A 26753-nucleotide genomic window follows, 5' to 3' on the forward strand; every position below is an offset into this window, starting at 1 on the left:
TCACGCTTGATTAATTATTTTGTTCGGAAGTATGCTTCCCGCTACACACTTATTCACAGTGTGTGGAGAGGGCGGCTTCCGGTGTGGAAGCCGCCGTTTTTTTGCCACCGTATTTTTAAGTAGGAGGTCCCCGCATGGCCCGCAAGACGAAAGAAGAGTCCCAACGCACCCGCGACCGCATCCTGGACGCCGCGGAGCACGTGTTCCTGTCCAAAGGGGTGGCCGCCACCACCATGAGCGATATTGCGGACTATGCGGGCGTGTCCCGGGGCGCCGTCTACGGCCATTACAAGAACAAGATCGACGTCTGCATCGCCATGTGCGACCGCGCGCTGGGCGAGGCCGCGCCGCTGACCCAGGTGTCGACCGAGGGCGAGGCGCTGGAATCGCTCTACTCCTCCATGCGGCAGTACATCCAGATCTACGCGCAGGAAGGCTCGGTGCAGCGGGTGCTGGAGATCCTGTACCTGAAATGCGAACGCAGCGACGAGAACGCACCCTTGCTGCGCCGCCGCGACCTGTGGGAGCGCCATGCCTTGCGCACCTCGGAGAAACTGCTGCGCGCCGCGGTCAAGCGCGAAGACCTGCCGCGCGCGCTGGACGTGCGCCTGTCCAACCTCTATCTGCACGCCCTGGTCGACGGGGTGTTTGACAGCATCTGCTGGTCCGATCGCCTCAAGGGCGATATCTGGCCGCGCGTCGAGCGCATGCTCCGCGCCGCCATCGATACCCTCCGGTTTTCCGCGCATCTGCTGACGCCGAAAACCGCCTGATTCCGTGGGGACGCGTTTCGGCGCGCTGCCCCTCAGCCGGGCGCCTCTACAATCCCGGCATGACCCTCAAGCAACTCGAAGCCTTCTACTGGGCCGCCACCTGCGCAAGTTTCGCCGTGGCGGCCGAGCGCCTGCACCTGTCGGTGTCGTCGCTGTCCAAGCGCATCACCGAGCTTGAGGAAGGCCTGGGCCTATCGCTCTTCGACCGCAGCGGCCACAAGGCGGTGCTGACCGACGCCGGCCAACGCCTGCTGCCGCAGGCGCGCGACCTGCTGGCCTCGGCCGAACAGATCCGGGCGTCGCTGGCGCAAAGCGCGGGCCTCAGCGGCCGTTGCCGCTTCGGCGTGGGCGAGTTGACCGCGCTGACCTGGCTGCCGCGGCTGATCCGGGGCGTGCGCGCCGCCTATCCGGACCTGGTCCTGGAGCCCTATGTGGACATCGGCCAGGTGCTGGAGCAGCGCGTGGCCGATGGTGAGTTGGACTTCGCCGTGATCGCCGGCCGTTCCTCGCGGCCTAATATCGCTTCCACCTCCATAGGCCAGGCGGACTTCTCCTGGGCCGCCGCGCCTGCCGTGCTGGAGGGAGCCACGCGCATGACGCCCGCGCTGCTGGAACGCCTGCCGCTGGTCACGCTGCCGGCGGGGGCTGGCACCACGCGCATCATCGACGACTGGCTGGCGGGCCGCGAGGCCGGCGGAGAACGCCTCTGCTGCAACAACTGGGGGGCGGTGGTCGGCCTGCTCATAGAAGGCACCGGCGTGGGCCTCTTGCCCAGCCATTGGGCCAGCGCGCTGCAGGCCGAAGGCAGTCTGCGCGTGCTGGAAGCGGATGCGCCCCTGGCGGCCTTGCCCTACGCGTTCCAGTACCGCCGCGACGACGCCCGGCCGCTGGTCGCCAAGCTGCGCGCCGAGGTCCAGGCCGCCGTGGACTTCGCGGCGCCTTGCCGCATTCCCTGAAAGCGCGTCCGCAAGGCGGCCGCCCGGCGGGCATTTAGGCTTACGACAGCCGCCGCTCTATACAATCGCCGCGCGCCTGGCGCAGAATCCAACAAGAACGTGCGCAGCGGGGGATGGACCCGGCGATGCAGCACGGCTCGGGTCTGTTCCCTCATGCCGGGCGGCGCGTCCGCGCGGGGAACCAGGCCGACCTGAACCGACGGAGATCTTTCATGCGTAAACTTTGCCTCGCCATGGCCATGGCGGGAATGCTGGCCAGCGGATTGGCGCAAGCCCAGTCCACCCTGCGTATTGGCCTGCAGGACGACCCCGATGTGCTGGACCCGGTGCGCGCGCGCACCTTCGTGGGCCGCATCGTGTTCGCTTCCCTCTGCGACAAGCTGGTCGAGATCACGCCGGACCTGAAGATCGTGCCGCAGCTGGCGCAATCCTGGACCATCAGCCCGGACCACAAGGTGCTGACCTTCAAGCTGCGCACGGATGCCGTGTTCCATGACGGCACGCCGGTGGACGCCGCGGCCGTCAAGGCCAACCTGGACCGCGCCCGCACCTTGCCCGACAGCAACCGCAAGAGCGAACTGGCCACGGTCGCCAGCGTGGAGGCGCCGGACGCCAGCACCGTGGTGCTGAATCTGTCCGAACCCGACGCCTCGCTGTTGTCGCAGCTGTCCGATCGTGCCGGGATGATGATGTCGCCCGCCAGCTTCGACAAGGATCCCGGCGGCAAGCCGGTATGCTCGGGCCCCTACCAGTTCAAGGAGCGCGTGCAGAACGACCGCATCGTGCTCGAGAAATTTCCCAAGTACTGGGATGCGGCCAACTATCACTTCGACCGCCTGGTCTACACCCCGATCCCCGACAACACCGTGCGCCTGAACAACCTGCGCGCGGGCGACCTGGACATCATCGAGCGCGTGGCGCCCAGCGATGCCAAGGCCGTGAAGGACGACAAGAACCTGACCCTGGCGCCGGTGACCGGCCTGGGCTTCCAGGCCATTTCGGTGAACCTGGCCAATGGCGCGCGCGCCAACAACCCGCTGGCCAAGGACAAGCGCGTGCGCCAGGCGCTGGACCTCGCAATCGACCGCGACGTGCTCAACCAGGTGATCGGTGAAGGCATGTTCCAGCCCGCCTACCAGCCGTTCCCGCCGGCCAGCTTCGCCTACAACACCGCTTTCGAGCACAAGGGCCGCGATCCCAAGAAAGCGCAGGCGCTGCTGAAGGAAGCGGGCTTTGATCGCGTCAAATTCGAGATCACCTTCGGCAACAACACCACCATGCAGCAGGTGTTCGAACTGGTGCAGGCCATGGGCGCCGAAGCAGGCTTCGACATCACCCTGCGTCCGGTGGAGTTCGCCTCCCTGCAATCCTCGCTCGCGCGCGGCGACTTCGAAGTGGGGCAGAGCGGCTGGTCGGGCCGGGTCGATCCCAGCGGCAACATCCATCAATACCTGAGCTGCAAGGGCAACCTGAACGACGGCAAGTTCTGCGACGCCGGCGTCGACAAGCTGCTCAACGACGCCCGCGCCGAGTCCGACAACGCCAAGCGCCGCGCCATGTATGACCAGGTGCTGGCGACCATGCAGGATCAGCGTCCCATCGTTTACCTGTTCTACCTGCCGTGGACCTTTGGCGTGCAGAAGAAGTTGGAGGGCTTTGTACCGTACCCGGATGGCTTGATTCGCCTGAAGGGTGTCACTGTCGCTAAAAAGTAGGCTCCCCCTACCCGCTGGCGCGGGCTCCAGGGGGCGGCGCAGGCGGACCGGCGGAGCCGGATCCGCGGCGCCCCTGATGTATTGCGCCCGTAGGTCTTTCTGGCGTGCTTGGCTTTTTCGTCGCCTGGTATTCGCCGTATTGGAAGTGTCTGCGTCTCAGCGGCTTAATGCCTGCCCGCAGCCCTCATAGGAACCATCATGTTTACCACTCGCCCGGAAATCCTCGGCACCTTCGGGGTCGTGACGTCCACCCATTGGCTGGCCAGCGCGGCCGGCATGTCGCTGCTGGAGCGCGGCGGTAACGCCTTCGACGCCTGCGTGGCCTCGGCCTTCGTGCTGCAGGTGGTCGAGCCCCATCTGGTCGGCCCCGCGGGCGAAGTGCCCGCGGTGTTCTATTCCGCGCGCACTGGCCGCGTCGAGGTGCTGTGCGGCCAGGGCACCACGCCCGCGGCCGCCACGCTCGAACGCTACCGCGCCGAAGGCCTCAAGCTCATCCCCGGCAACGGCTTGCTGGCTACCGTCATCCCGGGCGCCTTCGATGCCTGGATGCTGCTGCTGCGCGACCACGGCAGCATGCGCGTGCGTGACGTGTTGGAGCATGCCATCTATTACGCGGAGCACGGCCACGCGTTGATGCCGCGCATCTCCAACACCATCGCCGGCCTCAAGGATTTCTTCCAGACTCATTGGCCGACCACCGCCCAGGTCTATGTGCCAGGCGGCAAGGTGCCCGAGGCCCGCAAGCTGTTCCGCAATCCGGCGCTGGCCCGCACCTGGACCCGCGTGCTGCAGCAGGCCGAAAGCGCCGGCGCGGATCGCGAGCGCCAGATCGAGGCGGCGCGCGACGCCTTCTACCGCGGCTTCGTGGCCGAGGAGATCGATAAGTTCGCGCGCGGCACCGACGTCATGGACGAGAGCGGTTCCACCCACCGGGGTGTTATCACCGCCGACGACCTGGCGGGCTGGTCGGCTAGCTATGACAAGCCGGTCACCTACGACTACCACGGCTACACGGTGGCCAAGGCCGGTTCCTGGAGCCAGGGTCCCGTCTTCCTGCAGACCCTTGCCCTGCTCAAGGACATGGACCTGGCCGGCGTCAGCCCGACCAGCGCCGAATTCGTGCACCGCGTGACCGAGGCCATGAAGCTGGCCTTCGCCGACCGCGAGGCCTATTACGGCGATCCGGCTTTCGTCGATGTGCCGCTGGACCATCTGCTGTCCGACGCCTACAACGCCGAGCGCCGCGCGCTGATCGGCGAGTCGGCCTCGCAGGAGCTGCTGCCCGGCCAGGTGCCCGGTTTCGAGGCGCAGGTGCAGCGCGTCATGGACACGCTGGAACGCCTGTCCAAGGTCTCCGCGCCCGGCAGCGCCACCAACGAACCCACGCTGGCCGACATGCGCGCCTCCGCCAAGCGCGGCGACACCACCCACGTGGACGTCATCGACCGTTGGGGCAACATGATCTCGGCCACCCCTTCGGGCGGCTGGTTCCAGTCCTCGCCGGTGATTCCGGAGCTGGGCTTCGGCCTGAACACCCGTGCGCAGATGTTCTGGCTGGAAGAAGGGCTGCCCGGCACGCTGGCGCCCGGCAAGCGTCCACGCACCACGCTGACGCCCTCACTGGCGCTGCGCGACGGCAAGCCCTATCTGGCCTTCGGCACCCCCGGCGGCGACCAGCAGGAGCAATGGCAATTGCTGTTCTTCCTGCGCCACGTGCATCACGGCCTGAACCTGCAGGAAGCGATAGACCTGCCCATGTCCCACACCATGCACTTCCCCACGTCCTTCTATCCGCGGGATCGCAAGCCGGGACATTTGGCGGTGGAGGCGAGCTTCGGCGCCGAGGTCATCGCGGCGCTGCGCCAGCGCGGGCACCAGATCGAGGAAGTGCCCGAATGGTCGGTGGGCCGATTGACCGCGGCTTCGCGCGACGCCGACGGCCTGTTGCACGCGGCGGCCACGCCGCGCCTGATGCAGGCCTACGCCATCGGCCGTTGAACGGCAGCGGCGGGCGCGCCTGGCGCCGCCCGCCGCCGGCCTTGTTGCGGCGTTTTGCCGGCATGGGGTATGTTTGTCGCATGACGCCTCCCCAGCAGAACCCGGCAACCGCGGCCCATTCCCTGACGGGACTAGAACCTCTCTTCATCGTCCTCAACACCGGATCGGGGCGCGGCGACGCGCAGATACTGCAGGACACGATCCGCCGCATACTCGATGAGGCCGGGCGCCGCTACGAACTGATGCCCGTGCAGGATCCGTCGCGCCTGACCGCCATGGCCGGCGACGCGGTCAAGCGCGCACAGGAGCAGCAAGGCGTGGTCATCGCGGCGGGCGGCGACGGCACGCTCAACGCGGTCGCAGGCGTCGTACTGGGCAAAGGGGTGCCGTTCGGCATCCTGCCCCAGGGCACATTCAACTACTTTGGACGCAGCTACGGCATCTCGCAGGACACGGAAGTGGCCTTGCGCGGCTTCCTGCAGGGCCAGCCGCAACCGGTGCAGGTCGGCATGCTCAACGGCCGGCTGTTCCTGGTCAATGCCAGCCTGGGCCTGTACCCGCAACTGCTCGAGGACCGCGAGGCCTACAAACAGAAGTACGGCCGCAGCCGGCTGGTGGCGCTGTGGTCAGGCCTGGTCACGCTGCTGCGCGCGCCGCGCCAATTGAGCCTGCTGCTGGATCACGGCGGGCAGGCGCGCAACCTGCGCTCGCCCACGCTGGTGGTGGGCAACAACAAGCTCCAGCTGGAGCACATCGGCATCGAATCCGCGGAGCTGGACCAGAATCGCCTGATCGCCATGGCGGCGCGGCCGGTCGGCACCCTGGCGCTCTATGGCTTGCTGCTGCGCGGCCTGTTCAGCCGCCTGGGCGAAGCCGAGCACGTGGTGAGTTTCGCCTTCGACCGCCTGACGGTGGCGGTGCGCGGACGCCGCCGCGTCAAGGTGGCGATGGACGGCGAGATCTCCTGGATGGATACGCCGCTGGAATTCAAAGTGGCCGACGAACGGCTGCCGCTGGTGGTGCCGGCGGATTCGCAATACCTGGACCGTTCATGACCCGCATCCTGCATTTTTCCGATACCCACTTCGGCACGGAGCGTAAACCCGTGGTCGAAGCCGCGCTGGACCTGGCGTGCACCCTCGCGCCCGACCTGGTGGTGCTCAGCGGCGACATCACGCAACGCGCGCGGCGCGGCCAGTTCGCCGCCGCCCGCAAGTTCATCGAACGCCTGTCGCTGCCGGTGCTGACCGTGCCGGGCAATCACGACATTCCGCTGTTCAACGTGTTTGCGCGCGCGCTGAATCCCTATGGCAACTACAAGCGGGCCTTGGGTCCGGTGCTGGAACCCGTGTTTGAAAATGCCGGCTTGCTTGCCATCGGCGTCAACACGACGCGCCCGCGCCGCCGCAAGGACGGCGAGATCTCCGGCACCCAGATCGCCCGGGTCGCCGAGCGGCTGCGCCAGGCCAAGCCGGGGCAACTGCGCATCGTGGTCGCGCACCACCCGGTGCGCGCCAAGGTGGAGTCGGATCTCTCCAATCTCTTGATCGGGCGCGAGCGCGCGCTTGAGGCCTGGGGGCAGGCGGGCGTCGATCTGGTCCTGGGCGGGCATATCCACTTGCCTTACGTGCTGCCCCTGAATCCCGCGGCCACTTCCGGCGGTTGGGTGGTGCAGGCCGGAACCACTTGTTCGCGCCGCGTGCGCGGCAATGTGCCCAACTCGGTCAATGTCATCACTTGCGCAGGGCGGGGCGACTGTCAGATCGAACGTTGGGATTACGCCACCGGGGCGCATGCGTTTGCACCGGTGGACAAGACCCTGGTCGCGTTGTATTGAAAGAAAGCGGGGATTTCATCGTGACAGGCGCTTATTCATGACGGATACGTATGCGGCATGGGCTGCGGCCCATGCCTTGCAGCTATTCATCGTATTGCCATTGCTGGCCGGCGGCGCGGCGCTACTGTTTGCGCGCTGCGGCCTGAGCTTGCGCGGCCGCAGCCGCGCCGCTTTCTTCATGACGGGTACCTGCGCCGCGCTTGCGCTCTTCCTGGTCCTGGCTTTCGCGATAGAGAGCGAGGGGGCGGTGGTGGCCTTTGACAGGGCCCTGGCCAATTCCCTGAGCATGTCCATGTCGACGCCGCTGCTGTGGCTGCTGTCCTGGTTCACCTATCTGGGCGACAGGAAGTTCCTGACCGGGATCAGCGTGCTGATGACGTTGTTCCTGTTGTGGCGCGGGGATTGGCGGCTGGCGCTGGTCTGCGCCGTCGCCACCGGCGTGGGCGGCGCGCTTAACTGGCTGCTCAAGCATGCATTCCAACGGGTGCGGCCGGAGCACGATCATGGCTACGCCAGTGTGGCAGGGTGGAGCTTTCCCAGCGGCCATTCCTCGGCCGCGATGGCCGTCTACGGCATCGCCTGCTATCTGTTGTGGCGTCTGGCGCCGCCTGCGTGGCGCTTGCCCGGTATCGCGCTGCTGGCGGCGCTGATCATGGCGATCGGACTCAGCCGCATCCTGCTGCAGGTCCATTTCGTCAGCGACGTGCTGGCGGGCTTCGCGGTCAGCCTGGCCTGGCTGGCGCTGTGCGTGGCGGCGGCGCAGCGCCTGCGGCCGTCATGCGCCCAGGGCCAGGGCATTCAGTAGGCGCGCCTCCGCGCCTGGGGCGTCCGCCGCCGCGCGCAGGGGTGCGCAGGTATAGCGGCCGCCCGCGGCGACGATGGCCTGGTCCAGGCTGCGCGCACGCTCGGCGCCGGGTGGCTCCAGATCCACGATCAGCTTGCCCGCTACTGGCGCCGTTACGTTGCCGTCGCTGAAGCGCTCCAGCGTACGGTCGATCTCGCGCTCGCGCGGCAGGGCCAGCACAATGGTGTCGGATTCCTCCAAGGCTTCGCGGGCCGAGGTCGCCAGCGTGGCGCTGCCGCGGAAGTCCTCGCAACGCCCGGGCTCGATGTCGTAGAGGGTCAGCGCGATGTCCGGTTCGGCCGCCAGGAGGCGCTGCGCGGCCAACGTGCCGGTCTTGCCCATGCCGACGATGCTGACGCGCATGCTCATGGCTTGGGCACGGACCACGTGCTCACAATATGGGCGAGAGGCTCGTCCGAGCCTTCGCCGGTCAGGATGACTTCGCCGGCGGACAGCCGGCCGACCTTCAGCAGCCGGGCGTCCGCATAGATGGCGCCCGCCGGGCTCTTGCGCAGGAAATTGATCGTCAGGCTGGCCGTCACCGCATGCGCCTGGCCGGTGGCGCCCACCACCGCGGCGTACATGGTCAGGTCGGCCAGGCCCATCAGCATCGGGCCGGCGACGATGCCGCCCAGCCGCTGGTGGGCGTCGCGCGCCGGAAGCACCGCGCGCGCCGTGCCGCGGCCGATGCGTAGCACGTCTATGCCCAGCAGCAGGGAAAAGGGATGCTGGTCGGCCAGCAGGATGTGGAAATCGGCCAGGCTGATCAGCGGGGCGTCGGCCGGGGTGTCCAGGTCGGTTGCGGTCATCGTTGCTCCAGGGCGAGGCAGTAGTTGTCCAGCAGCGCTTGCGCGCGCTGGCCCAGGGATTTCAAGCGGCGGGTGTGCAGCAGCAGCAACAGTCCCATCAGATAGGTGAAGAGATTCATCTGCTCGACAGCGATTGCCGCGGCTTCCCAGGATTTGGTCCGGGCCAGCGCCACGCCCAGCAGGTCTATGCACTGGCGCAGACGGGCGTTGAGCCGCTCGTCCATTTCCCGGCCTAGTCCGCGCGGGCCGAGCCCCTGGAACAGGTACATGCCCAGGGAAAAGTCGGTCCGCCGTTCGGCGTAGTACCCGAAGAACGCGTGGATGGCAGTGCGTGCCGCAGTCGGGCCGGGCCCGGAGGTGGCTGCCTCGGCCAGGTGCGCGTGCAGGCGCTCCAGCGATTCCTCCAGCAGCGCGCCATAAATGGTTTCCTTGCCGGCGAACCAGGGGTAGATGGCGCCGGTGGTGCAGCCGGCCTCCTTGGCGATCGCGCGGATCGTGGTCTTTTCCAAGCCGTCGCGTTCGAACACACGCTGCGCGGCGTCGAGAACCAACTGGCGGCGCAGCGCATTCAGTCGTTCGGAACGGTCGGCGCGGGAGGAGGGCGTAGGCATAGGGTTCGGCGAAGGAATCGGCGGTCTGATCATATCGGCGATTTTTCAAAATAACAATGTTATTGATAGTGGACTAGGGAGCGCGTTTCTGCTGCACGGATCGTCATGGCGAATGCGAAGTTCCGGCGGCGTGTCCAAGGCCGGTGTCCGGACTAAACGGCGCCGGAAAGAGGCGTGTATTGGGTGGCGGGGATGGTATCCGGGGTACCCCAATAATTAGGGGCAGGGCTGAAAGTCGCATGAATAGGTGCTCGGCTTTAAAACCGAGGGTAAGCCCTAGTGCGACCGGTCAGGCTGCGCTGAGTTGTTGCAATATCCCAACAAGGCTGTCGTAAACCTGCACTTTTCTGGCGCCGACCATAGCCAGTCCCCCCGATTTTTGATGCAATAGCGTCAACTTCCCTTCGCGGAGTTAGGGGGGCGGCAGGCTGGTTTGCTGGATTGCTGCTCTTGTCACTCAAATCAACGGAGATTTCTTAAATGAAAAAGACTCTGCTCGCTGCCGCCCTGCTCGCCGGTTTTGCCGGTGTCGCCCAGGCAGAAACGTCTGTCACCCTGTACGGTATCATCGACACGGGTATCGGCTACAACAAGATCAGCGGTGGTCCCGATGCCATGAACGGCAGCCGTTTCGGCATGATCAACGGCGTCCAGAACGGTTCGCGCTGGGGTCTGCGTGGTTCGGAAGACCTGGGTGACGGCCTGCGCGCTGTTTTCCAACTGGAATCCGGCTTTGATTCGGGTAACGGCAAGTCGGCCCAAGGTGGCCGCCTGTTCGGTCGTCAAGCCACCATCGGTCTGGCCAGCGACAGCTGGGGCCAACTGGACTTCGGTCGTCAAACCAACATCGCGTCGAAGTACTTCGGCTCGATCGATCCGTTCGGCGCTGGCTTCGGTCAAGCCAACATCGGCGTTTCGATGAGCGCTGCCAACACGCAACGCTACGACAACATGGTCATGTATCAGACCCCGTCGTTCAGCGGCTTCCAGTTCGGCATCGGCTACTCGTTCAACGCCGACGACAACAACGCGGATCAAACCGGCTGGCGCACGGCTGACAACACCCGCGCCATCACGACCGGTCTGCGTTACGTGAACGGTCCCCTGAACGTCGCTCTGACGTACGACCAGCTGAACGCTTCGAACAAGTCGGTGTTTGCTGACCAAGACGCGACCCCGCGTATGTACGCCATCGGCGGTTCGTACGACTTCGAAGTCGTGAAGCTGGCCTTGGCCTACGCTCGCACGACCGACGGCTGGTTCGCTGGCCAAGGCGTGAACACCGGCTCCGGCTCCCTGAGCATCGGCACCAACATCTTTGCTGATGGCTTCAAGGCCAACTCGTACATGGTCGGCCTGTCCGCCCCGATCGGCGGCGCAAGCAAGCTGTTCGGTTCGTGGCAAATGGTTGACCCCAGCAACGACCGTATCAACGGTGCTGAGACGATGAACGTCTTCTCGCTGGGCTACACCTACGACCTGTCCAAGCGCACCAACCTGTACGCTTACGGTTCGTACGCCAAGAACTACGCCTTCATCGAAGACGTCAAGTCGACCGCCGTCGGCGTCGGCATCCGTCACCGCTTCTAATCCAAAGCAGGGCGCAAGTCCTGCCTGGATTTAAAGTGCGCGAACGGGCTTCGGTCCGTTCGTATGAAACCACCCTTCGGGGTGGTTTTTTTTGTTTTTGCGTCTGTGTTTTTGCGTGTGTTTGCGCATGCATTGGCAGGCTGCTGTATGCTTGCGCACCGGTGCTGAAAACAGCCATTGTTCCATTTGAGGAATGCTGTCTTTCACCTGCTGTTCGAGCTACAGAGTTCAGCCAGAAGTAACCGCGCGAATGCTACAATCCTAAGGTTTGCGCATTTGACGGACGCCTGAATGAACCTGCAACAGTATTTTCCCGTCCTGCTGTTTATCGTAGTGGCCACCCTTATCGGGTTCGCGCTTCTAACGGCCGGCTCCCTCCTTGGTCCGCGGCGTCCTTACGCCGAGAAGCTCTCGCCGTACGAATGCGGTTTCGAGGCCTTCGAAGACGCCCGCATGAAGTTTGACGTGCGCTACTACCTCGTGGCGATCCTGTTCATTCTTTTCGACCTGGAAATCGCGTTCCTGTTCCCGTGGGCCATTGCCCAGGGTACGGTCGGCCTCGTCGGTTTCTGGACGGTCATGGTATTCCTGGCCGTGCTGACGGTCGGCTTCATCTACGAATGGAAAAAGGGCGCGCTGGACTGGGAATAACCCGCCGGGTTTTTCCACAGCACGCTATCAGAGACGAATATGGCTATAGACGGCATTCTCAAGCAAGGGTTCATCACAACCAGCGCGGACAAGTTCCTTAATTGGGCGAAGACCGGCTCCATGTGGCCCATGACCTTCGGTCTGGCCTGTTGCGCGGTTGAAATGATGCACGCGGGCGCGGCCCGCTACGACCTGGACCAATTCGGCATCATCTTCCGGCCCAGCCCGCGCCAGTCCGATCTGATGATCGTGGCCGGCACGCTGTGCAACAAGATGGCCCCGGCGCTGCGCAAGGTCTATGACCAGATGCCCGAGCCGCGTTGGGTGGTTTCCATGGGCTCCTGTGCCAACGGCGGCGGTTACTACCACTACTCGTATTCGGTGGTCCGCGGCTGCGATCGCATCGTACCGGTAGACGTCTACGTGCCGGGCTGCCCGCCCACGGCCGAGGCGCTGGTCTACGGCTTGCTGCAAATGCAGAACAAGATCCGTCTGACCAACACGATTGCGCGCTGAGCTTCGCCGCGCCAGGCAGCAGTCTCTGCAGCCGGCCCCTCGAAACCAGCGTATCGGTTCACCTAAGCGTACAAGATGATGACCAGGCTCGAAACCCTGAAAAACAATTTGCAGACCACCCTCGGCGCGGATATCGCCCTGACCGAGGCGTTGGGCGAGCTGACGCTCGAAGTGCCCGCGCAGCAGTGGTTCTCCGTCTGCAACAAGTTGCGCACCGAAGCCGGCCTGCGCTTTGAAACCTGTATCGACCTTTGCGGCGTCGACTACCTGACCTGGGGCAACGGCACGCGCCAGATGCCCGAGGAACCGGTCGCCAAGATCCACCGCGCGCGCTTCGCCGTGGTGGTGCACCTGGTCTCGATCGAGCACAACTGGCGCCTGCGCGTGCGCACCTGGGCCGAGGACGACGAGTTCCCGATCGTCGCATCGCTGATGGAATGCTGGCCGGCCGTGGGCTGGTTCGAGCGCGAAGCCTTCGACCTGTACGGCATCGTCTTCGAAGGCCACCCGGACCTGCGCCGCATCCTCACTGATTACGGCTTCATCGGCCATCCCTTCCGCAAGGACTTCCCGCTGTCCGGCACCGTCGAAATGCGTTACGACCCGGAGCAACGGCGCGTCATTTACCAGCCGGTCACGATCGATCCGCGCGAGATCACGCCGCGCGTGGTCCGCGAAGACTCCTACGGCTTGGGGCGTTAAATCATGGCAGAAATCAAGAACTACACGCTCAACTTCGGTCCTCAGCACCCGGCCGCGCACGGCGTGCTGCGCCTGGTGCTCGAGCTCGACGGCGAAGTCATCCAGCGCGCCGACCCGCACATCGGCCTGCTGCACCGCGCCACCGAAAAGTTGGCCGAACACAAGACCTACATCCAGGCGCTGCCCTACATGGACCGCCTGGACTACGTGTCCATGATGTGCAACGAGCACGCCTACGTCATGGCCATTGAAAAGCTGCTGGGCGTGGAAGCCCCGTTGCGCGCGCAGTACATCCGCGTGATGTTCGACGAGATCACCCGTCTGCTGAACCACCTGATGTCGCTGGGCTCGCACGCGCTGGACGTGGGCGCCATGGCGGTGTTCCTGTATGCCTTCCGTGAACGCGAAGACCTGATGGACTGCTACGAAGCGGTCTCGGGCGCGCGCATGCACGCGGCCTACTACCGTCCGGGCGGCGTTTATCGCGACCTGCCGGACTCGATGCCGCAATACGGCGATACCAGCAAGTACCGCGGCGACAAGGAAATGCGCGTCATGAACGATGCGCGTTCGGGCTCGCTGCTGGATTTCATCGAGGACTTCACCAACCGCTTCCCGGGTTGCGTCGACGAGTACGAAACGCTCCTGACCGACAACCGCATCTGGAAGCAGCGTCTGGTGGGCATCGGCGTGGTTGACCCCGAGCGCGCCAAGGCGCTGGGCTTCACCGGCCCGATGCTGCGCGGTTCGGGCGTGGCCTGGGACCTGCGCAAGATGCAGCCCTACGAAGTCTACGATCTGCTCGATTTCGACATCCCCGTGGGTGTCAACGGCGACTGCTATGACCGCTACCTGGTCCGTATCGCCGAAATGCGTGAAAGCAACCGCATCATCCGCCAGTGCGTGGAGTGGCTGCGCAACAACCCGGGCCCGGTCATGATCGAGAACCACAAGATCGCCCCGCCCAAGCGCACCGCCATGAAGACCAACATGGAAGAGCTGATCCATCACTTCAAGCTCTTCACTGAAGGTTTCCACGTGCCTCCCGGTGAAGCGTACGCCTCGGTGGAACACCCCAAGGGCGAATTCGGCATCTACGCGGTGTCGGACGGCGCCAACAAGCCTTACCGCCTGAAGATTCGGGCGCCCGGTTTCGTCCACCTGCAAGCGCTGGATGAAATGTCGCGCGGTCACATGATCGCCGACGCCGTCACCATCATTGGCACGCAGGACATCGTTTTCGGCGAAATCGATCGCTGATCCGCCCAGACAGTCACGAGCACGCCCGCATAACCCGGATTCAAACTATGCTGCTTTCCGAACAGGCCTACCAGAAAATCGACCGAGAACTCGCGAAGTTCCCGGGCGACCAGCGGCAGTCCGCCATCATGGCCTCGCTTGCCATCGCGCAAGAAGAGAAGGGCTGGTTGGCTACCGAAATCATTGAAGATGTGGCCAACTACATTGGCGTTCCGCCCATCGCGGTCCAGGAAGTCGCCACCTTCTACAACATGTTCGACGTCAAGCCCGTCGGCAAGAACAAGATCGCCGTCTGCACCAACCTGCCCTGTGCCTTGCGCGACGGCGAACGTGCCGGCGACTACCTCAAGCGCAAGCTGGGCGTCGATTACCGCGGCACCACTCCCGACGGCCAGTTCACCCTGGTGGAAGGCGAGTGCATGGGTGCCTGCGGCGATTCACCCGTGCTGATCGTGAACAACAAGCATATGTGCGTGCGCATGACCGAAGAGAAGCTGGACGCGCTGGTCGCGGCCCTCAAGGCGCAAGGAGAGTCGGCATGAACGCGCCCGACCTGTACAAGCAGTTCGCGCAGGGGCTGGACCCCAATCCGCTGAACGACGTTTCCAATTCGATGTGCCTGCATGGCCGGCACATCCAGCCGCAGATCATGGCGGACGTCGACGGCGTCAACTGGCGCCTGGCCGACTACGTCAAGCGCGGCGGCTATGAAGCCCTCAAGAAGATCCTGACCACCGGCATGAAGCCGGAAGACGTGATCGCCGAGGTCAAGGCCTCGGGTCTGCGCGGCCGCGGCGGCGCGGGCTTCCCGACCGGCCTGAAGTGGAGCTTCATGCCGCGCGCCTTCCCCGGCCAGAAGTACCTGGTCTGCAACTCCGACGAAGGCGAGCCCGGCACGTTCAAGGACCGCGACATCCTGCGCTTCAATCCGCACATCGTGATTGAAGGCATGGCGATCGCGGCCTACGCCATGGGCATCAGCGTCGGCTACAACTACATCCACGGCGAAATCTTCGAAGTCTACGAGCGCTTCGAGGAAGCGCTGGAAGAGGCGCGCGCCGCCGGCTTCCTGGGCGACAAGATCCTGGGTTCGGACTACAGCTTCCAGCTGCACGCGTTCCATGGCTATGGCGCCTACATCTGCGGCGAGGAAACCGCGCTGCTGGAATCGCTGGAAGGCAAGAAGGGCCAGCCGCGCTTCAAGCCGCCGTTCCCGGCCAGCTTCGGCCTGTACGGCAAGCCCACCACCATCAACAACACCGAAACCTTCGCGGCGGTGCCCTGGATCATCCGCAACAGCGGCCAGGCCTACCTCGAAGTCGGCAAGCCGAACAACGGCGGCACCAAGCTGTTCTCGATCACCGGCGACGTCGAGCGTCCCGGCAACTACGAGATCCCGCTGGGCACCCCGTTCTCGACCCTGCTGGAGCTGGCGGGCGGCATGCGCGGCGGCAAGAAGCTGAAGGCCGTGATCCCCGGCGGATCCAGCGCCCCGGTGCTGCCGGCCGACATCATCATGGAATGCACGATGGACTATGACTCCATCGCCAAGGCCGGCTCGATGCTGGGCTCCGGCGCAGTGATCGTCATGGACGAAACGCGCTGCATGGTGAAGTCGCTCTTGCGCCTGTCGTACTTCTATTTCGAGGAAAGCTGCGGCCAGTGCACGCCGTGCCGCGAAGGCACCGGCTGGCTCTACCGCATGGTGCATCGCATCGAAAACGGTCACGGCCGTCCGGAAGATCTGGACTTGCTGGACAACGTGGCGGGCAACATCATGGGCCGCACCATCTGCGCCCTGGGTGACGCCGCCGCCATGCCCGTCCGTGGCTTTCTCAAGCATTTTCGCGACGAATTCGCGCACCACATCGAGCATAAGTCTTGTGTGGTCCCGCAATATCTGTAGGTCTCAGGAACAGCAATGGTTGAACTAACCGTCGACGGCAACAAGGTCGAAGTGCCCGAAGGCAGCATGGTCATGCATGCCGCCCAGAAAGTCGGGCTTTACGTGCCGCATTTCTGCTACCACAAGAAACTGTCCATCGCGGCCAACTGCCGGATGTGCCTGGTTGAAGTGGAAAAAGCGCCCAAGGCGCTGCCCGCCTGCGCCACGCCCGTGACCAACGGCATGGTCGTCCACACCTGCTCCGAGAAGGCTCGCGCCGCTCAGAAGTCGGTGATGGAATTCTTGCTCATCAATCACCCGCTCGACTGCCCGATCTGCGATCAGGGCGGCGAATGCCAGTTGCAAGACCTGGCCGTGGGCTACGGCGGCTCTTCCTCGCGTTACCAGGAAGAAAAGCGCGTGGTCTTCCACAAGGACCTGGGTCCGCTGGTTTCCGCCGAGGAAATGAGCCGCTGCATCCACTGCACCCGCTGTGTGCGTTTCGGCCAGGAAATCGCCGGCGTCATGGAACTGGGCATGCTGGGCCGTGGCGAACACTCCGAGATCACGACCTTCGTCGGCCGCTCGATCGAGTCCGAGCTGTCGGGCAACATGATCGACATCTGTCCGGTGGGCGCGCTGACCTCCAAGCCCTTCCGTTACAGCGCGCGCACCTGGGAACTGGCTCGCCGCCGTTCGGTCAGCCCGCACGACAGCCTGGGCGCCAACCTGGTGGTCCAGGTCAAGGGCGACCGCGTCATGCGCGTGGTTCCGTTCGAAGACGAAGCCGTCAACGAATGCTGGATCAGCGACCGCGACCGTTTCTCGTACGAAGGCCTGAACAGCGAAGACCGCCTGTCGGCCCCGATGATCAAGGGCACCGACGGCAAGTGGCAGGAAGCTTCCTGGAGCGACGCGCTTGCCGCCGTGGCCCAGGGTCTGTCCCGCGTGCGCGACAGCTTCGGCGCCGGCCAGATCGGCGCCCTGGCGTCCGAATACGCCACCACCGAGGAATACGCGCTGCTGGGCCGCCTGGTCCGCTCGCTGGGTTCCGAGAACATCGACTTCCGCCTGCGCCAGACGGATGCGGCCTTTGACGCCGCCCTGACTGGTGCACCGTGGCTGGGCATGCCGATCGCCGAGCTCGACAACCTGGACCGCGTCCTGGTGGTCGGTTCGTTCCTGCGCAAGGATCATCCGCTGATGGCGCAGCGTCTGCGCCAGGCTGCCAAGCGAGGCACCCAGATCCTGATGGTCGACAGCGCCGCTGACGATCCCCTGATGCCCATCGCTGCCCGCATCACCGTGGCGCCGTCCGAACTGGCGCGCGCGCTGGCCGAAGTGGCAGTCGCCTTGGCCCAGGCCAAGGAACAGGCCGTGCCGGCCGAGTTCGCCTCGGTCACGCCTGGCGAAAACGCCAAGCTCATCGCCGCCAGCCTGGCATCCGGTGCCAACACCGCCGTGCTGATGGGCAACCTGGCCGTGGCCAGCGCCCAGGCTTCGACGCTGGCCGCCAACGGTCGCGCCGTGGCCGAACTGGCTGGAGGCAAGTTCGGCTTCCTGACTTCTGGCGGCAACACCGTTGGTGGTTACCTGGCCGGCGCCATTCCGGGCAAGGGCGGCAAGAACGCCGCCGCCATGCTGGCCGAGCCGCTGAAGGCCTACGTGGTCCTGCACGCGGAACCGCTGCTGGATGCCGACAACGGCCAGCAAGCCATCGCCGCGCTGCGCGGGGCGCAGTTCGCGGTGGCCCTGACGCCTTACCGTTCGGCTGCCGCCGAGTGGGCCGACGTCATGCTGCCGGTGTCGCCGTTCACGGAGACCTCGGGCACGTACGTCAACGCGCAAGGCCTGGCCCAGAGCTTCAAGGGTACGGTCACGCCGTTCGGCCAGACCCGTCCGGGCTGGAAGGTCCTGCGCGTGCTGGGCAACGTCCTGCACCTGGCCGGCTTCGACGACGAGACCTCCGAATCCGTGCGCGACGCCGCGCTGGCGGGCGGCATCGAAGGCCGCCTGTCCAACGAGATCAAGGCCCCGCTGGGCCTGGGCCAGGCCGCCACCGGCCTGGAGCGCGTCGCCGACGTGCCGATCTACCGTACCGACGCCATGGTCCGCCGTTCGGAGCCGCTGCAAGCGGCCCCGGCCTCGAAGAAGCCGGCTGCCGCCATGAACGGCCGCACGCTCACCAGCCTGGGCCTGACGGCCGGTGTCAAGGTGCGCGTGTCGGGCGGGCAGGGCGCCGTCGAACTCGAAACCGTGCAGGACGATGCCGTGGCCGACCGCGCCGTGCGCATCTCCGCAGCCTTTGAAAACACCGCAGCCCTGGGTGGCGCATTCGGTCAAATCAGCGTGGAGCGTGCCTGATGGAATGGCTTAATGTTCTTGAGAGCCAGGGTACGGCATTGCTGGGCCCGACGGTCTGGATGGTCCTCTGGACCCTCATCAAGATTGTGGTCATCGCCGTGCCCATCATTCTGTGCGTGGCTTACCTGACGTACTGGGAACGCAAGATGATCGGCGCCATGCACGTGCGCTTCGGTCCGAACCGCGTCGGTTTCCGGGGGCTGCTGCAGCCGTTCGCCGACGTGTTCAAGCTGCTGACCAAGGAAGTGGTGGTTCCGTCGCAGGCCAACAAGGTGCTGTTCATCGTGGCCCCCGTGGTCACGCTGATGCCGGCGCTGGCCGCCTGGGCGGTAGTGCCGTTCGGCCCGGACGTGGTCCTGGCCAACGTCAATGCCGGCCTGCTGTACATCATGGCCATCACGTCCATCGGCGTGTACGGCGTGATCGTGGCGGGCTGGGCCTCCAACTCCAAGTACGCCTTCCTGGGCGCGCTGCGCGCTTCCGCGCAGATGCTGTCATACGAACTGGCCATCGGCTTCGTGCTGGTGACGGTGCTGCTGGTGTCCGGCAGCCTGAACATGTCCGAGATCGTGCATGTGCAGAACCGCGGCTGGTTCGCCGACAAGGGCCTGACGTTCCTGTCCTGGAACTGGCTGCCGCTGTTGCCGCTGTTCGTGATCTACGTGATCTCGGCCGTGGCTGAAACCAACCGCCACCCGTTCGACGTGGTGGAAGGCGAATCCGAAATCGTGGCCGGCCACATGGTCGAATACTCGGGCATGGCGTTCGCGCTGTTCTTCCTGGGCGAATACGCCAACATGATCCTGCTGTCCTGCATGGCTTCGATCATGTTCCTGGGCGGCTGGGCTTCGCCGATCGACATCGCGCCGCTGACCTGGATTCCGGGTTGGATCTGGCTGGGTCTCAAGACGTTTTTCGTGGTCTCGTTGTTCGTGTGGTTCCGTGCGTCGTTCCCGCGCTACCGCTATGACCAGATCATGCGCTTGGGTTGGAAAATCTTCATCCCGCTGACCGGCGTTTGGCTGGTCGTGGTGGCGATCTGGATGCAGACGCCCTGGAACATTTGGCGCTAAGCCGCCAGGCAGAGGCAGGATATGGAAGCGATCAAGGATTTCTTCGGCAGCCTGATGCTGACCGAGTTGCTCAAGGGCATGCGCCTGACGGGCAAGTATTTCTTCAAGCGCAAGGTCACCTTGCGCTACCCCCAGGAAAAGACGCCTGCGTCGCCGCGTTTCCGTGGCCTGCACGCGCTGCGCCGCTACCCCAACGGGGAAGAGCGCTGCATCGCGTGCAAGCTGTGTGAAGCCGTGTGCCCCGCGCTGGCGATCACGATCGAGTCGGATCAACGCGATGACGGCACCCGCCGCACCACGCGCTACGACATCGACCTGACCAAGTGCATTTTCTGCGGCTTCTGTGAGGAAAGCTGCCCCGTGGACTCCATCGTGGAAACGCATATCCACGAATACCACGGCGAAAAGCGCGGCGACCTGTATTTCACCAAAGACATGCTGCTCGCCGTGGGCGACCGCTATGAAGCCGACATCGCCCGCCGCCGGGCCGAAGACGCTCCCTATCGTTGAAGCCCAGGACCTGATCCATGACTTTTACTACTGTCCTGTTCTACATACTGGCCGCCGTGCTGGTGATCGCGGCGTTCCGCGTGATCACCGCGCGCAGCCCGGTCACCGCCGTCCTGCACCTGATCCTGGCGTTCTCCAACGCGGCCATGCTGTGGATGCTGCTGGGCGCCGAGTTCCTCGCGCTGCTGCTGGTGCTGGTGTACGTGGGCGCCGTGATGGTGCTCTTCCTCTTCGTCGTGATGATGCTGGATATCCGCATGGATACCCTGCGCCAAGGCATGAAGACCTATCTGCCGCTGGGCCTGATCATCGGTCTGGTGATGGTGCTGGAAATGGCCTTCGTGCTGGGTTCGACCTGGTACGGCGCGGGCCCGCAAGCCCCGGTCGCCGGCGACTACAACAACGCCCGAGCGCTGGGCGAAGCCATGTACACGCAGTACATCTACGCCGTTGAAGTGGGCGCCGCGCTGCTGCTGGTGGGCATGGTCGCCGCCATCGCGCTGACCCTGCGCCGCCGCCGCGACGTGAAGTACAACGACCCGGTGGCCGCCGTCCGCGTGCGTGCGAAGGACCGTTTCCGTCTGGTGAGCATGCCCGCCCAGAGCGAGCGCGCCCAGGCGCACAACGGCACCCCGACCGCCGCCGCGCCCCAAGGAGAACAAAAATGACGCTGACGCTGGCCCACTATCTGATCCTCGGGGCGATCCTGTTCGCCATCGGGATCTTCGGCATCTTCCTGAACCGCCGCAACCTGATCATTCTCCTGATGTCCATCGAGCTGGTGCTCCTGGCCGTCAACATGAACTTCGTGGCGTTCTCCAGCTGGTTCGGCGACACCGCCGGCCAGGTGTTCGTGTTCTTCATCCTGACCGTGGCCGCCGCCGAAGCGGCGATCGGCCTGGCCATCCTGGTGCTGCTGTTCCGCAACCTGAACACGATCAACGTTGACGAACTCGATCGCCTGAAGGGCTGAACGGGGTATTGGAAGAAAATGTCTAGCTCACCCAATCTCTACTTGCTCATCGCGCTGGCTCCGCTGGCCGGGGCAATTCTCGCGGGCCTCTTTGGCACCGGGTTCCTGGGCCGTCCCATCGGCCGCCGTGCGTCGCACATGATCACCATCCTGGGCGTGCTCATCTCCACCATCGGTTCGGTGGTGGTGTTGAACGACGTGCTCAACGGCCTGCGCTTCGACGGCGCGGTCTACACCTGGAGCCTGATCGGCCAGACCAAGCTGGAAATCGGCTTCCTGATCGATCCGCTGTCGGCCATGATGATGGTCGTGGTGACTTCGGTGTCGCTGATGGTGCACATCTACACCATTGGCTACATGGCGGATGATCCCGGTTACCAGCGCTTCTTCTCCTACATCTCGCTGTTCACGTTCTCCATGCTGATGCTGGTGATGTCGAACAACATGGTGCAGCTGTTCTTCGGCTGGGAAGCGGTGGGCCTGGTGTCGTACCTGCTGATCGGCTTCTGGTACACCCGCCCCACGGCGATCTTCGCCAACATGAAGGCGTTCCTGATCAACCGCGTCGGCGACTTCGGCTTCGTGCTGGGCATCGGCCTGCTGTTTGCCTACGCCGGCACCATGCACTACGGCGAAGTCTTCGCCCAGGCCGACAAGCTGGCCACCCTGACGCTGCCCGGTTCCGACTGGATGCTGCTGACGGTCGCCTGCATCTGCCTGTTCATCGGCGCCATGGGCAAATCGGCCCAAGTTCCGCTGCACGCCTGGCTGCCTGACTCGATGGAAGGCCCGACCCCGATTTCCGCGCTGATCCACGCCGCCACCATGGTGACGGCCGGCATCTTCATGGTCGCGCGCTTTTCGCCGCTGTTCGAACTCTCCGACGTGGCGCTGTCCTTCATCATCGTGATCGGCGCCATCGGCGCGCTGTTCCTGGGCATCCTGGGCATCATCCAGAACGACATCAAGCGCGTGGTCGCGTACTCCACGCTGTCGCAGTTGGGCTACATGACGGTCGCGCTGGGCGCCTCGGCCTACTCGGTCGCGATCTTCCACCTGATGACGCACGCGTTCTTCAAGGCGCTGCTGTTCCTGGGCGCGGGCTCCGTCATCATCGGCATGCACCATGACCAGGACATCCGCAACATGGGCGGCCTGCGCAAGTACATGCCCATCACCTGGATCACCTTCCTGCTGGGCACGCTGGCCCTGGTCGGCACGCCGTTCTTCTCGGGCTTCTACTCGAAGGAACACATCATCGAGGCCGCCGGCGCCGCAAACGTCTGGGGCGCGAACTTCGCGTACTACTCGACCCTGATTGGCGTGTTCGTGACGTCGCTGTACTCGTTCCGCGTGTACTTCCTGGTCTTCCACGGCAAGGAACGCTTCGACACCACCGGTCATGGCCACGGCCACGATGATCATCACGCAGCCGACGTCGACCACGAGCCGGATGGCCATGGCCATCATGGCACGCCGCACGAGTCGCCCTGGGTGGTCACGCTGCCGCTGGTGCTGCTGGCGATCCCGTCGGTCATCATCGGTGCCCTGGTGGTCGATCCGATGCTGTTCGGCAAGTTCTTCGACGGCGTCATCAAGGTCCTGCCGCAGCATCCCGCGATGCACGAGCTGCACGAAGAGTGGCACGGTTGGGTGGCCTTCGGCCTGCACGCCTTCCAGACGGTTCCGTTCTGGCTGGTCGTGGCGGGCGCCGTCACCGCCTGGTACTGCTACCTGATCAATCCCAAGGTTCCGGCCAAGATCAAGTCCAGCCTGTCCGGCATCAACAAGGTGCTTGAGAACAAGTACTACGTGGATTGGGTCAACGAGCAGATCATCGCCCGCGGCCTGCGCTGCCTGGGCCGTGGCCTGTGGCAGACCGGCGACCGCGGCATCATCGATGGCCTGTTGATCAACGGCAGCGCCCGTGTGGTGGGCTGGGTGGCAGCGGTCAGCCGTCACCTGCAGTCCGGCTTCATCTATCACTACGCGTTCGCGATGATCATCGGCATCATGGCGCTGGTGACTTTCTTTGTGCTGATTCCCCAATGATGGCAAGCGAGATGGCATCCAACACTTTCCCCTGGCTCACGCTTGCGATCTTTGTCCCGATCGTATTCGGCCTGCTGGTGCTGGCGGTGGGCCGTGACGACCGTCCCGGCCTGACGCGCGGCCTGTCGCTCGTCGGCGCAATCGCCGGTTTCCTCGTCACTATTCCGCTCTACACCGGTTTCGACTCCACCACGGCCAAGATGCAGTTCGTGGAGAAAACCTCCTGGATCGAGGCTTTCAACGTCAACTACCACCTGGGCATCGACGGCATCTCGATGTGGTTCGTGCTCCTGACGGCCTTCATCACCATCATCGTGGTGCTGGCCGGCTGGGAAGTCATCACCAGCCGCGTCGCCCAGTACATGGCCGCCTTCCTGATCCTGTCGGGTCTGATGGTGGGCGTGTTCTGCGCGCTGGACGGCATGCTGTTCTACGTGTTCTTCGAAGCCACGCTGATCCCGATGTACATCATCATCGGCGTCTGGGGCGGCCCGAACCGCGTTTACGCAGCGTTCAAATTCTTCTTGTACACGCTGATGGGCTCGCTGCTGACGCTGGTCGCCTTCGTGTACCTGTGGAACGTCTCGGGCGGTTCGTTCGACATCCTGACCTGGCAGCAGACCAAGCTGGGCTACACCCCGCAGATCCTGATCTTCGTGGCCTTGCTGGCGGCCTTCGCCGTCAAGGTGCCGATGTGGCCGGTCCATACGTGGTTGCCCGACGCCCACGTCGAAGCGCCCACGGGCGGTTCCATCGTGCTGGCCGCGATCATGCTGAAGCTGGGCGCCTACGGTTTCCTGCGCTTCTCGCTGCCGATCGCTCCGGACGCCTCGCACAGCCTGGCAGGCATGATGATCACGCTGTCTCTGATCGCCGTGATCTACATCGGCCTGGTCGCGATCGTCCAGGACGACATGAAGAAGCTGGTGGCCTATTCGTCGGTGGCCCACATGGGTTTCGTGACGCTGGGTTTCTTCATCTTCAACACGGCTGGCGTCGAAGGCGCCATCGTGCAGATGATCTCGCACGGCTTCGTGTCGGGCGCCATGTTCATGTGTATCGGCGTGCTCTATGACCGCATGCACTCGCGCCGCATCGCCGATTACGGCGGCGTGGTCAACGTCATGCCGCGTTTCGCCACCTTCTTCATCCTGTTCTCGATGGCCAACAGCGGCCTGCCGGCCACCAGCGGTTTCGTCGGCGAGTTCATGGTGATCATGGGCGCGGTCGAGCACAACTTCTGGATCGGCCTGCTGGCGGCTACCGCCCTGATCCTCGGCGCTTCGTATTCGCTGTGGATGGTCAAGCGCGTGGTCCTGGGCGACGTCGCCAACGACCACGTGCGCGAGCTGACCGATATCAACCGCCGCGAGTTTGTGATTCTTGGCGTGATGGCGATCGCCGTGTTGTACATGGGGATCTATCCCAAGCCCTTTACCGACGTGATGCACGTTTCGGTGGAGGCCCTGCTGCAACACGTTGCCGTCTCGAAACTGTAAGACAAGACAATGATGCAATCCCAAATCGATTTCGCCCTGGCGACACCGGAAATCCTCCTGCTGGTTTTCGGCCTGGCTATCCTGCTCGTCGACGCGGTCAGCAATCACCCCGAGCGCAAGCCGACGTTTCTGCTGACCATGCTTGCATTGGGCGTGCTGACCGTCGTGTCGGCCCTGCAATGGAAGAACGGCGTTGTTGGTTCGACCTTCAACGGCCTGTACGTCACCGACGAACTGTCGCATCTGCTCAAGATCGCGTCCTATATCGCCGTCGCCGCGACCCTGGTCTATGGCCGCGTCTACGCGCAACTGCGCGACATGATGCGCGGCGGCGAGCTTTACGTCCTGACGCTGTTCGCGCTGCTGGGCCAGATGGTCATGATCTCCTCCGGGAACCTGATCTCCATCTACCTGGGCCTGGAGCTGATGTCGCTGGCGCTGTACGCGCTGATCGCGCTGCGCCGCGACAACGTCGTCGCCACCGAAGCCGCCATGAAGTACTTTGTGCTGGGCGCGCTGGCCTCGGGCTTCCTGCTGTACGGCATGTCCATGGTCTACGGCGCCACCGGTCATCTGGATCTGGCTGAAGTCTCCAAGGTCATCGCAGCGGGCAAGGCCGAGAAGCTGGCCCTGGTGTTCGGCATCGTGTTCCTGGTGTCGGGCCTGGCGTTCAAGCTCGGCGCCGTGCCGTTCCACATGTGGGTTCCTGACGTTTACCAGGGTTCGCCCACCGCCGTGACGCTGATCCTGGGCGCTGCGCCCAAGCTGGCCGCCTTCGCCATCACGCTGCGCCTGCTGGTCGACGGCCTGCACGGCCTGGCTGCCGACTGGCAGCCGATGCTGATGATCCTGGCCGTACTGTCGCTGGCCATCGGTAACCTGACCGCCATCGCGCAGACCAACTTCAAGCGCATGCTGGCCTACTCGACCATCTCGCACATGGGCTTCGTGCTGCTGGGCCTGATGTCGGGTTCGGTCGCGGGCAAGCCGGAACTGTCGTCCGCCGCCTACGGCGCCTCGCTGTTCTACATGCTGACCTACGTGCTGACCACGCTGGCCAGCTTCGGCATCGTGCTGCTGCTGTCGCGCCAGGGCTTCGAGTGCGAGCACATCGACGACCTGAAGGGCCTGAACCGCCGCAGCCCGTGGCACGCCGCCATCGTCCTGCTGCTGATGTTCTCGCTGGCCGGCATTCCGCCGCTGGTGGGCTTCTACGCCAAGCTGGCAGTGCTGCAGGCGCTGATCAGCGCCGGCCACGTGACGCTGGCCGTGATAGCGGTGATGTTCTCGCTGATCGGCGCGTTCTACTATCTGCGCGTGGTCAAGGTCGTGTACTTCGACGAGCCGGCCGCCGATGCCGCCCCGATGGTCGCCACCTGCGGCCAGCGCGGCGTGCTGTCGGTCAACGGCGCGCTGATCCTGATCCTGGGCATCCTGCCGGGCGGCCTGATGGCCCTGTGCGTGCAGGCCATCCGCAGCTCGCTCAGCCTGTAAACGGAAAACGGGGCCATGAACCAGACTCTGGCGGTATGGCTGTTGATCGCGCTGGCCCTGGTCAGCGCGAATCTCCCGTTCCTGACGGAGCGGGTCTTCGCCGTCATGCCCTGGAAGCAGGGCGGGGTGGCGGCGGTCAAGCCGTTCTGGATGCGCCTGATCGAAGTGCTGGTGTTCTACGCCATCGTCGGCGCCTTGGGTTTCGCGTTCGAATCGACCCTGGGCAACCGCTTTTCCCAGACTTGGGAGTTCTACGCGATCACCTTGAGCCTGTATCTGGTGCTGGCTTATCCGGGGTTCGTGTACCGTTATCTGTTCAAGCGGCATCCCCGGCTGCGCGCCTGAAGGCAGCCTGCTTCATCCATCAAAAACGCCCCGTGGGGCGTTTTTTTTGCGATATAGGGGAATGTCCTAGCCCACGCCGTCCAGCTCCTCTGACGGTCTCCCCGCCATTGCCAGTGGCATTCCCAGGCTTAGCGGTATCGCTCGTGGTGGGCGGGGCTGGAGTTCGTCGCGCTGTCGAAGTGCTAGTCGAAACCTATCTGTATTTAGTGTTGTTTTTTTTCATTTCATGTGAGTGAAAAGTCATTTTTCAGGTTCCGTTCAGCGCCCGAGTTCACAATCGCAACCGGTAGAAAAAC

The 26753-nt window shown here is 64.4% G+C and carries 26 protein-coding genes; 23 read left to right on the forward strand and 3 right to left on the reverse strand.

Annotation, left to right across the window (positions count from 1 at the left end):
- The first annotated feature begins 134 nt into the window (after positions 1-134).
- The 7 genes from axyZ to IPU70_RS31975 all read left to right on the forward strand — a co-directional run bounded on the left by axyZ (position 135) and on the right by IPU70_RS31975 (position 8084).
- On the forward strand, positions 135-773 hold the full coding sequence (gene axyZ / locus IPU70_RS31945) for a multidrug efflux transcriptional repressor AxyZ (RefSeq protein WP_207473790.1): 639 nt from the start codon (positions 135-137) through the stop codon (positions 771-773).
- Between the two features lie 59 nt (positions 774-832).
- Positions 833-1729: a LysR family transcriptional regulator gene (locus IPU70_RS31950; protein WP_207473792.1), complete on the forward strand. Its 897-nt coding sequence runs from the start codon at positions 833-835 to the stop codon at positions 1727-1729.
- 212 nt (positions 1730-1941) lie between these two features.
- Positions 1942-3444 (forward strand): ABC transporter substrate-binding protein, encoded by a 1503-nt coding sequence (locus IPU70_RS31955; RefSeq protein WP_207473793.1) that lies wholly within the window; start codon positions 1942-1944, stop codon positions 3442-3444.
- A gap of 198 nt (positions 3445-3642) precedes the next feature.
- Positions 3643-5442 (forward strand): gamma-glutamyltransferase family protein, encoded by a 1800-nt coding sequence (locus IPU70_RS31960; RefSeq protein WP_207473795.1) that lies wholly within the window; start codon positions 3643-3645, stop codon positions 5440-5442.
- A gap of 80 nt (positions 5443-5522) precedes the next feature.
- Positions 5523-6497 carry a diacylglycerol kinase family protein gene (locus tag IPU70_RS31965; protein WP_207473797.1) on the forward strand — a complete coding sequence of 325 codons (975 nt, stop codon included), beginning with the start codon at positions 5523-5525 and terminating at the stop codon, positions 6495-6497.
- Positions 6494-7279, forward strand: coding sequence for a metallophosphoesterase (locus IPU70_RS31970; protein WP_207473799.1), 786 nt, complete (start codon positions 6494-6496; stop codon positions 7277-7279). Before IPU70_RS31965 ends, IPU70_RS31970 begins: the two co-directional genes overlap by 4 nt.
- 37 nt (positions 7280-7316) lie before the next feature.
- The gene (locus tag IPU70_RS31975; protein WP_207473801.1) at positions 7317-8084 is read left to right on the forward strand and encodes a phosphatase PAP2 family protein; all 768 of its coding nucleotides are present in this window, start codon (positions 7317-7319) and stop codon (positions 8082-8084) included.
- On the opposite strand, the gene IPU70_RS31980 is transcribed toward IPU70_RS31975, so the two are convergent.
- The 3 genes from IPU70_RS31980 to IPU70_RS31990 are packed head-to-tail and all read right to left on the reverse strand — an operon-like array spanning position 8055 to position 9543.
- Complete coding sequence (locus IPU70_RS31980) at positions 8055-8492, reverse strand: NAD(P)-binding domain-containing protein (RefSeq protein WP_207473803.1); 438 nt, start codon at positions 8490-8492, stop codon at positions 8055-8057. The genes IPU70_RS31975 and IPU70_RS31980 overlap by 30 nt on opposite strands.
- Positions 8489-8932: a PaaI family thioesterase gene (locus IPU70_RS31985; protein ID WP_013392139.1), complete on the reverse strand. Its 444-nt coding sequence runs from the start codon at positions 8930-8932 to the stop codon at positions 8489-8491. The genes IPU70_RS31980 and IPU70_RS31985 overlap by 4 nt, the downstream gene beginning before the upstream one ends.
- Complete coding sequence (locus IPU70_RS31990; protein WP_207473805.1) at positions 8929-9543, reverse strand: TetR/AcrR family transcriptional regulator; 615 nt, start codon at positions 9541-9543, stop codon at positions 8929-8931. Before IPU70_RS31990 ends, IPU70_RS31985 begins: the two co-directional genes overlap by 4 nt.
- A 480-nt stretch (positions 9544-10023) precedes the next feature.
- Here IPU70_RS31990 and IPU70_RS31995 point away from each other — a divergent pair, with 480 nt between their 5' ends.
- The 16 genes from IPU70_RS31995 (at position 10024) to IPU70_RS32070 (ending at position 26457) form a co-directional block, all read left to right on the forward strand.
- Positions 10024-11133 (forward strand): porin, encoded by a 1110-nt coding sequence (locus IPU70_RS31995; RefSeq protein ID WP_088138979.1) that lies wholly within the window; start codon positions 10024-10026, stop codon positions 11131-11133.
- Between the two features lie 291 nt (positions 11134-11424).
- Positions 11425-11784 (forward strand): NADH-quinone oxidoreductase subunit A, encoded by a 360-nt coding sequence (locus IPU70_RS32000; RefSeq protein WP_006217959.1) that lies wholly within the window; start codon positions 11425-11427, stop codon positions 11782-11784.
- Positions 11785-11823: 39 nt separating this feature from the next.
- Complete coding sequence (locus IPU70_RS32005; protein WP_006217960.1) at positions 11824-12300, forward strand: NADH-quinone oxidoreductase subunit B family protein; 477 nt, start codon at positions 11824-11826, stop codon at positions 12298-12300.
- Positions 12301-12375: 75 nt separating this feature from the next.
- A complete protein-coding gene (locus tag IPU70_RS32010) occupies positions 12376-13002 on the forward strand; it encodes an NADH-quinone oxidoreductase subunit C (RefSeq protein WP_207473807.1) in 627 nt (208 codons plus the stop codon).
- Between the two features lie 3 nt (positions 13003-13005).
- Complete coding sequence (locus IPU70_RS32015; RefSeq protein ID WP_013392144.1) at positions 13006-14262, forward strand: NADH-quinone oxidoreductase subunit D; 1257 nt, start codon at positions 13006-13008, stop codon at positions 14260-14262.
- A 47-nt stretch (positions 14263-14309) separates the two neighbouring features.
- The gene (nuoE, locus tag IPU70_RS32020; RefSeq protein ID WP_059374951.1) at positions 14310-14804 is read left to right on the forward strand and encodes an NADH-quinone oxidoreductase subunit NuoE; all 495 of its coding nucleotides are present in this window, start codon (positions 14310-14312) and stop codon (positions 14802-14804) included.
- A complete protein-coding gene (nuoF, locus tag IPU70_RS32025) occupies positions 14801-16168 on the forward strand; it encodes an NADH-quinone oxidoreductase subunit NuoF (RefSeq protein ID WP_207473809.1) in 1368 nt (455 codons plus the stop codon). Before nuoE ends, nuoF begins: the two co-directional genes overlap by 4 nt.
- Before the next feature lie 15 nt (positions 16169-16183).
- Positions 16184-18511 carry an NADH-quinone oxidoreductase subunit NuoG gene (gene nuoG / locus IPU70_RS32030; protein ID WP_207473811.1) on the forward strand — a complete coding sequence of 776 codons (2328 nt, stop codon included), beginning with the start codon at positions 16184-16186 and terminating at the stop codon, positions 18509-18511.
- Entirely contained in the window at positions 18511-19584 is a 1074-nt protein-coding gene (gene nuoH / locus IPU70_RS32035) for an NADH-quinone oxidoreductase subunit NuoH (RefSeq protein ID WP_207473812.1), read from the forward strand. The genes nuoG and nuoH overlap by 1 nt, the downstream gene beginning before the upstream one ends.
- A gap of 21 nt (positions 19585-19605) precedes the next feature.
- On the forward strand, positions 19606-20094 hold the full coding sequence (gene nuoI, locus IPU70_RS32040) for an NADH-quinone oxidoreductase subunit NuoI (protein ID WP_008161196.1): 489 nt from the start codon (positions 19606-19608) through the stop codon (positions 20092-20094).
- Between the two features lie 17 nt (positions 20095-20111).
- Positions 20112-20762, forward strand: coding sequence for an NADH-quinone oxidoreductase subunit J (locus IPU70_RS32045; protein WP_207473813.1), 651 nt, complete (start codon positions 20112-20114; stop codon positions 20760-20762).
- On the forward strand, positions 20759-21067 hold the full coding sequence (gene nuoK, locus IPU70_RS32050) for an NADH-quinone oxidoreductase subunit NuoK (protein ID WP_006217969.1): 309 nt from the start codon (positions 20759-20761) through the stop codon (positions 21065-21067). Before IPU70_RS32045 ends, nuoK begins: the two co-directional genes overlap by 4 nt.
- 18 nt (positions 21068-21085) lie before the next feature.
- Positions 21086-23119: an NADH-quinone oxidoreductase subunit L gene (gene nuoL / locus IPU70_RS32055; protein WP_013392150.1), complete on the forward strand. Its 2034-nt coding sequence runs from the start codon at positions 21086-21088 to the stop codon at positions 23117-23119.
- Positions 23116-24618 carry an NADH-quinone oxidoreductase subunit M gene (locus IPU70_RS32060; protein WP_013392151.1) on the forward strand — a complete coding sequence of 501 codons (1503 nt, stop codon included), beginning with the start codon at positions 23116-23118 and terminating at the stop codon, positions 24616-24618. The genes nuoL and IPU70_RS32060 overlap by 4 nt, the downstream gene beginning before the upstream one ends.
- 9 nt (positions 24619-24627) lie before the next feature.
- Positions 24628-26112 carry an NADH-quinone oxidoreductase subunit NuoN gene (nuoN, locus tag IPU70_RS32065; RefSeq protein WP_207473814.1) on the forward strand — a complete coding sequence of 495 codons (1485 nt, stop codon included), beginning with the start codon at positions 24628-24630 and terminating at the stop codon, positions 26110-26112.
- Between the two features lie 15 nt (positions 26113-26127).
- On the forward strand, positions 26128-26457 hold the full coding sequence (locus IPU70_RS32070) for a DUF2818 family protein (RefSeq protein ID WP_013392153.1): 330 nt from the start codon (positions 26128-26130) through the stop codon (positions 26455-26457).
- Positions 26458-26753: the final 296 nt, after the last annotated feature.

This window comes from Achromobacter sp. SD115, assembly GCF_017355315.1.
GTDB classification, from domain to species: domain Bacteria; phylum Pseudomonadota; class Gammaproteobacteria; order Burkholderiales; family Burkholderiaceae_B; genus Achromobacter; species Achromobacter xylosoxidans_B.

Bases quoted from the DNA above. Each gene is read 5' to 3' on its own strand.
- axyZ (WP_207473790.1), top strand. From the start codon at position 135: ATGGCCCGCAAGACGAAAGAAGAGTCCCAACGCACCCGCGACCGCATC.
- IPU70_RS31950 (WP_207473792.1), top strand. From the start codon at position 833: ATGACCCTCAAGCAACTCGAAGCCTTCTACTGGGCCGCCACCTGCGCA.
- IPU70_RS31955 (WP_207473793.1), top strand. From the start codon at position 1,942: ATGCGTAAACTTTGCCTCGCCATGGCCATGGCGGGAATGCTGGCCAGC.
- IPU70_RS31960 (WP_207473795.1), top strand. From the start codon at position 3,643: ATGTTTACCACTCGCCCGGAAATCCTCGGCACCTTCGGGGTCGTGACG.
- IPU70_RS31965 (WP_207473797.1), top strand. From the start codon at position 5,523: ATGACGCCTCCCCAGCAGAACCCGGCAACCGCGGCCCATTCCCTGACG.
- IPU70_RS31970 (WP_207473799.1), top strand. From the start codon at position 6,494: ATGACCCGCATCCTGCATTTTTCCGATACCCACTTCGGCACGGAGCGT.
- IPU70_RS31975 (WP_207473801.1), top strand. From the start codon at position 7,317: ATGACGGATACGTATGCGGCATGGGCTGCGGCCCATGCCTTGCAGCTA.
- IPU70_RS31980 (WP_207473803.1), bottom strand. From the start codon at position 8,492: ATGAGCATGCGCGTCAGCATCGTCGGCATGGGCAAGACCGGCACGTTG.
- IPU70_RS31985 (WP_013392139.1), bottom strand. From the start codon at position 8,932: ATGACCGCAACCGACCTGGACACCCCGGCCGACGCCCCGCTGATCAGC.
- IPU70_RS31990 (WP_207473805.1), bottom strand. From the start codon at position 9,543: ATGCCTACGCCCTCCTCCCGCGCCGACCGTTCCGAACGACTGAATGCG.
- IPU70_RS31995 (WP_088138979.1), top strand. From the start codon at position 10,024: ATGAAAAAGACTCTGCTCGCTGCCGCCCTGCTCGCCGGTTTTGCCGGT.
- IPU70_RS32000 (WP_006217959.1), top strand. From the start codon at position 11,425: ATGAACCTGCAACAGTATTTTCCCGTCCTGCTGTTTATCGTAGTGGCC.
- IPU70_RS32005 (WP_006217960.1), top strand. From the start codon at position 11,824: ATGGCTATAGACGGCATTCTCAAGCAAGGGTTCATCACAACCAGCGCG.
- IPU70_RS32010 (WP_207473807.1), top strand. From the start codon at position 12,376: ATGATGACCAGGCTCGAAACCCTGAAAAACAATTTGCAGACCACCCTC.
- IPU70_RS32015 (WP_013392144.1), top strand. From the start codon at position 13,006: ATGGCAGAAATCAAGAACTACACGCTCAACTTCGGTCCTCAGCACCCG.
- nuoE (WP_059374951.1), top strand. From the start codon at position 14,310: ATGCTGCTTTCCGAACAGGCCTACCAGAAAATCGACCGAGAACTCGCG.
- nuoF (WP_207473809.1), top strand. From the start codon at position 14,801: ATGAACGCGCCCGACCTGTACAAGCAGTTCGCGCAGGGGCTGGACCCC.
- nuoG (WP_207473811.1), top strand. From the start codon at position 16,184: ATGGTTGAACTAACCGTCGACGGCAACAAGGTCGAAGTGCCCGAAGGC.
- nuoH (WP_207473812.1), top strand. From the start codon at position 18,511: ATGGAATGGCTTAATGTTCTTGAGAGCCAGGGTACGGCATTGCTGGGC.
- nuoI (WP_008161196.1), top strand. From the start codon at position 19,606: ATGGAAGCGATCAAGGATTTCTTCGGCAGCCTGATGCTGACCGAGTTG.
- IPU70_RS32045 (WP_207473813.1), top strand. From the start codon at position 20,112: ATGACTTTTACTACTGTCCTGTTCTACATACTGGCCGCCGTGCTGGTG.
- nuoK (WP_006217969.1), top strand. From the start codon at position 20,759: ATGACGCTGACGCTGGCCCACTATCTGATCCTCGGGGCGATCCTGTTC.
- nuoL (WP_013392150.1), top strand. From the start codon at position 21,086: ATGTCTAGCTCACCCAATCTCTACTTGCTCATCGCGCTGGCTCCGCTG.
- IPU70_RS32060 (WP_013392151.1), top strand. From the start codon at position 23,116: ATGATGGCAAGCGAGATGGCATCCAACACTTTCCCCTGGCTCACGCTT.
- nuoN (WP_207473814.1), top strand. From the start codon at position 24,628: ATGATGCAATCCCAAATCGATTTCGCCCTGGCGACACCGGAAATCCTC.
- IPU70_RS32070 (WP_013392153.1), top strand. From the start codon at position 26,128: ATGAACCAGACTCTGGCGGTATGGCTGTTGATCGCGCTGGCCCTGGTC.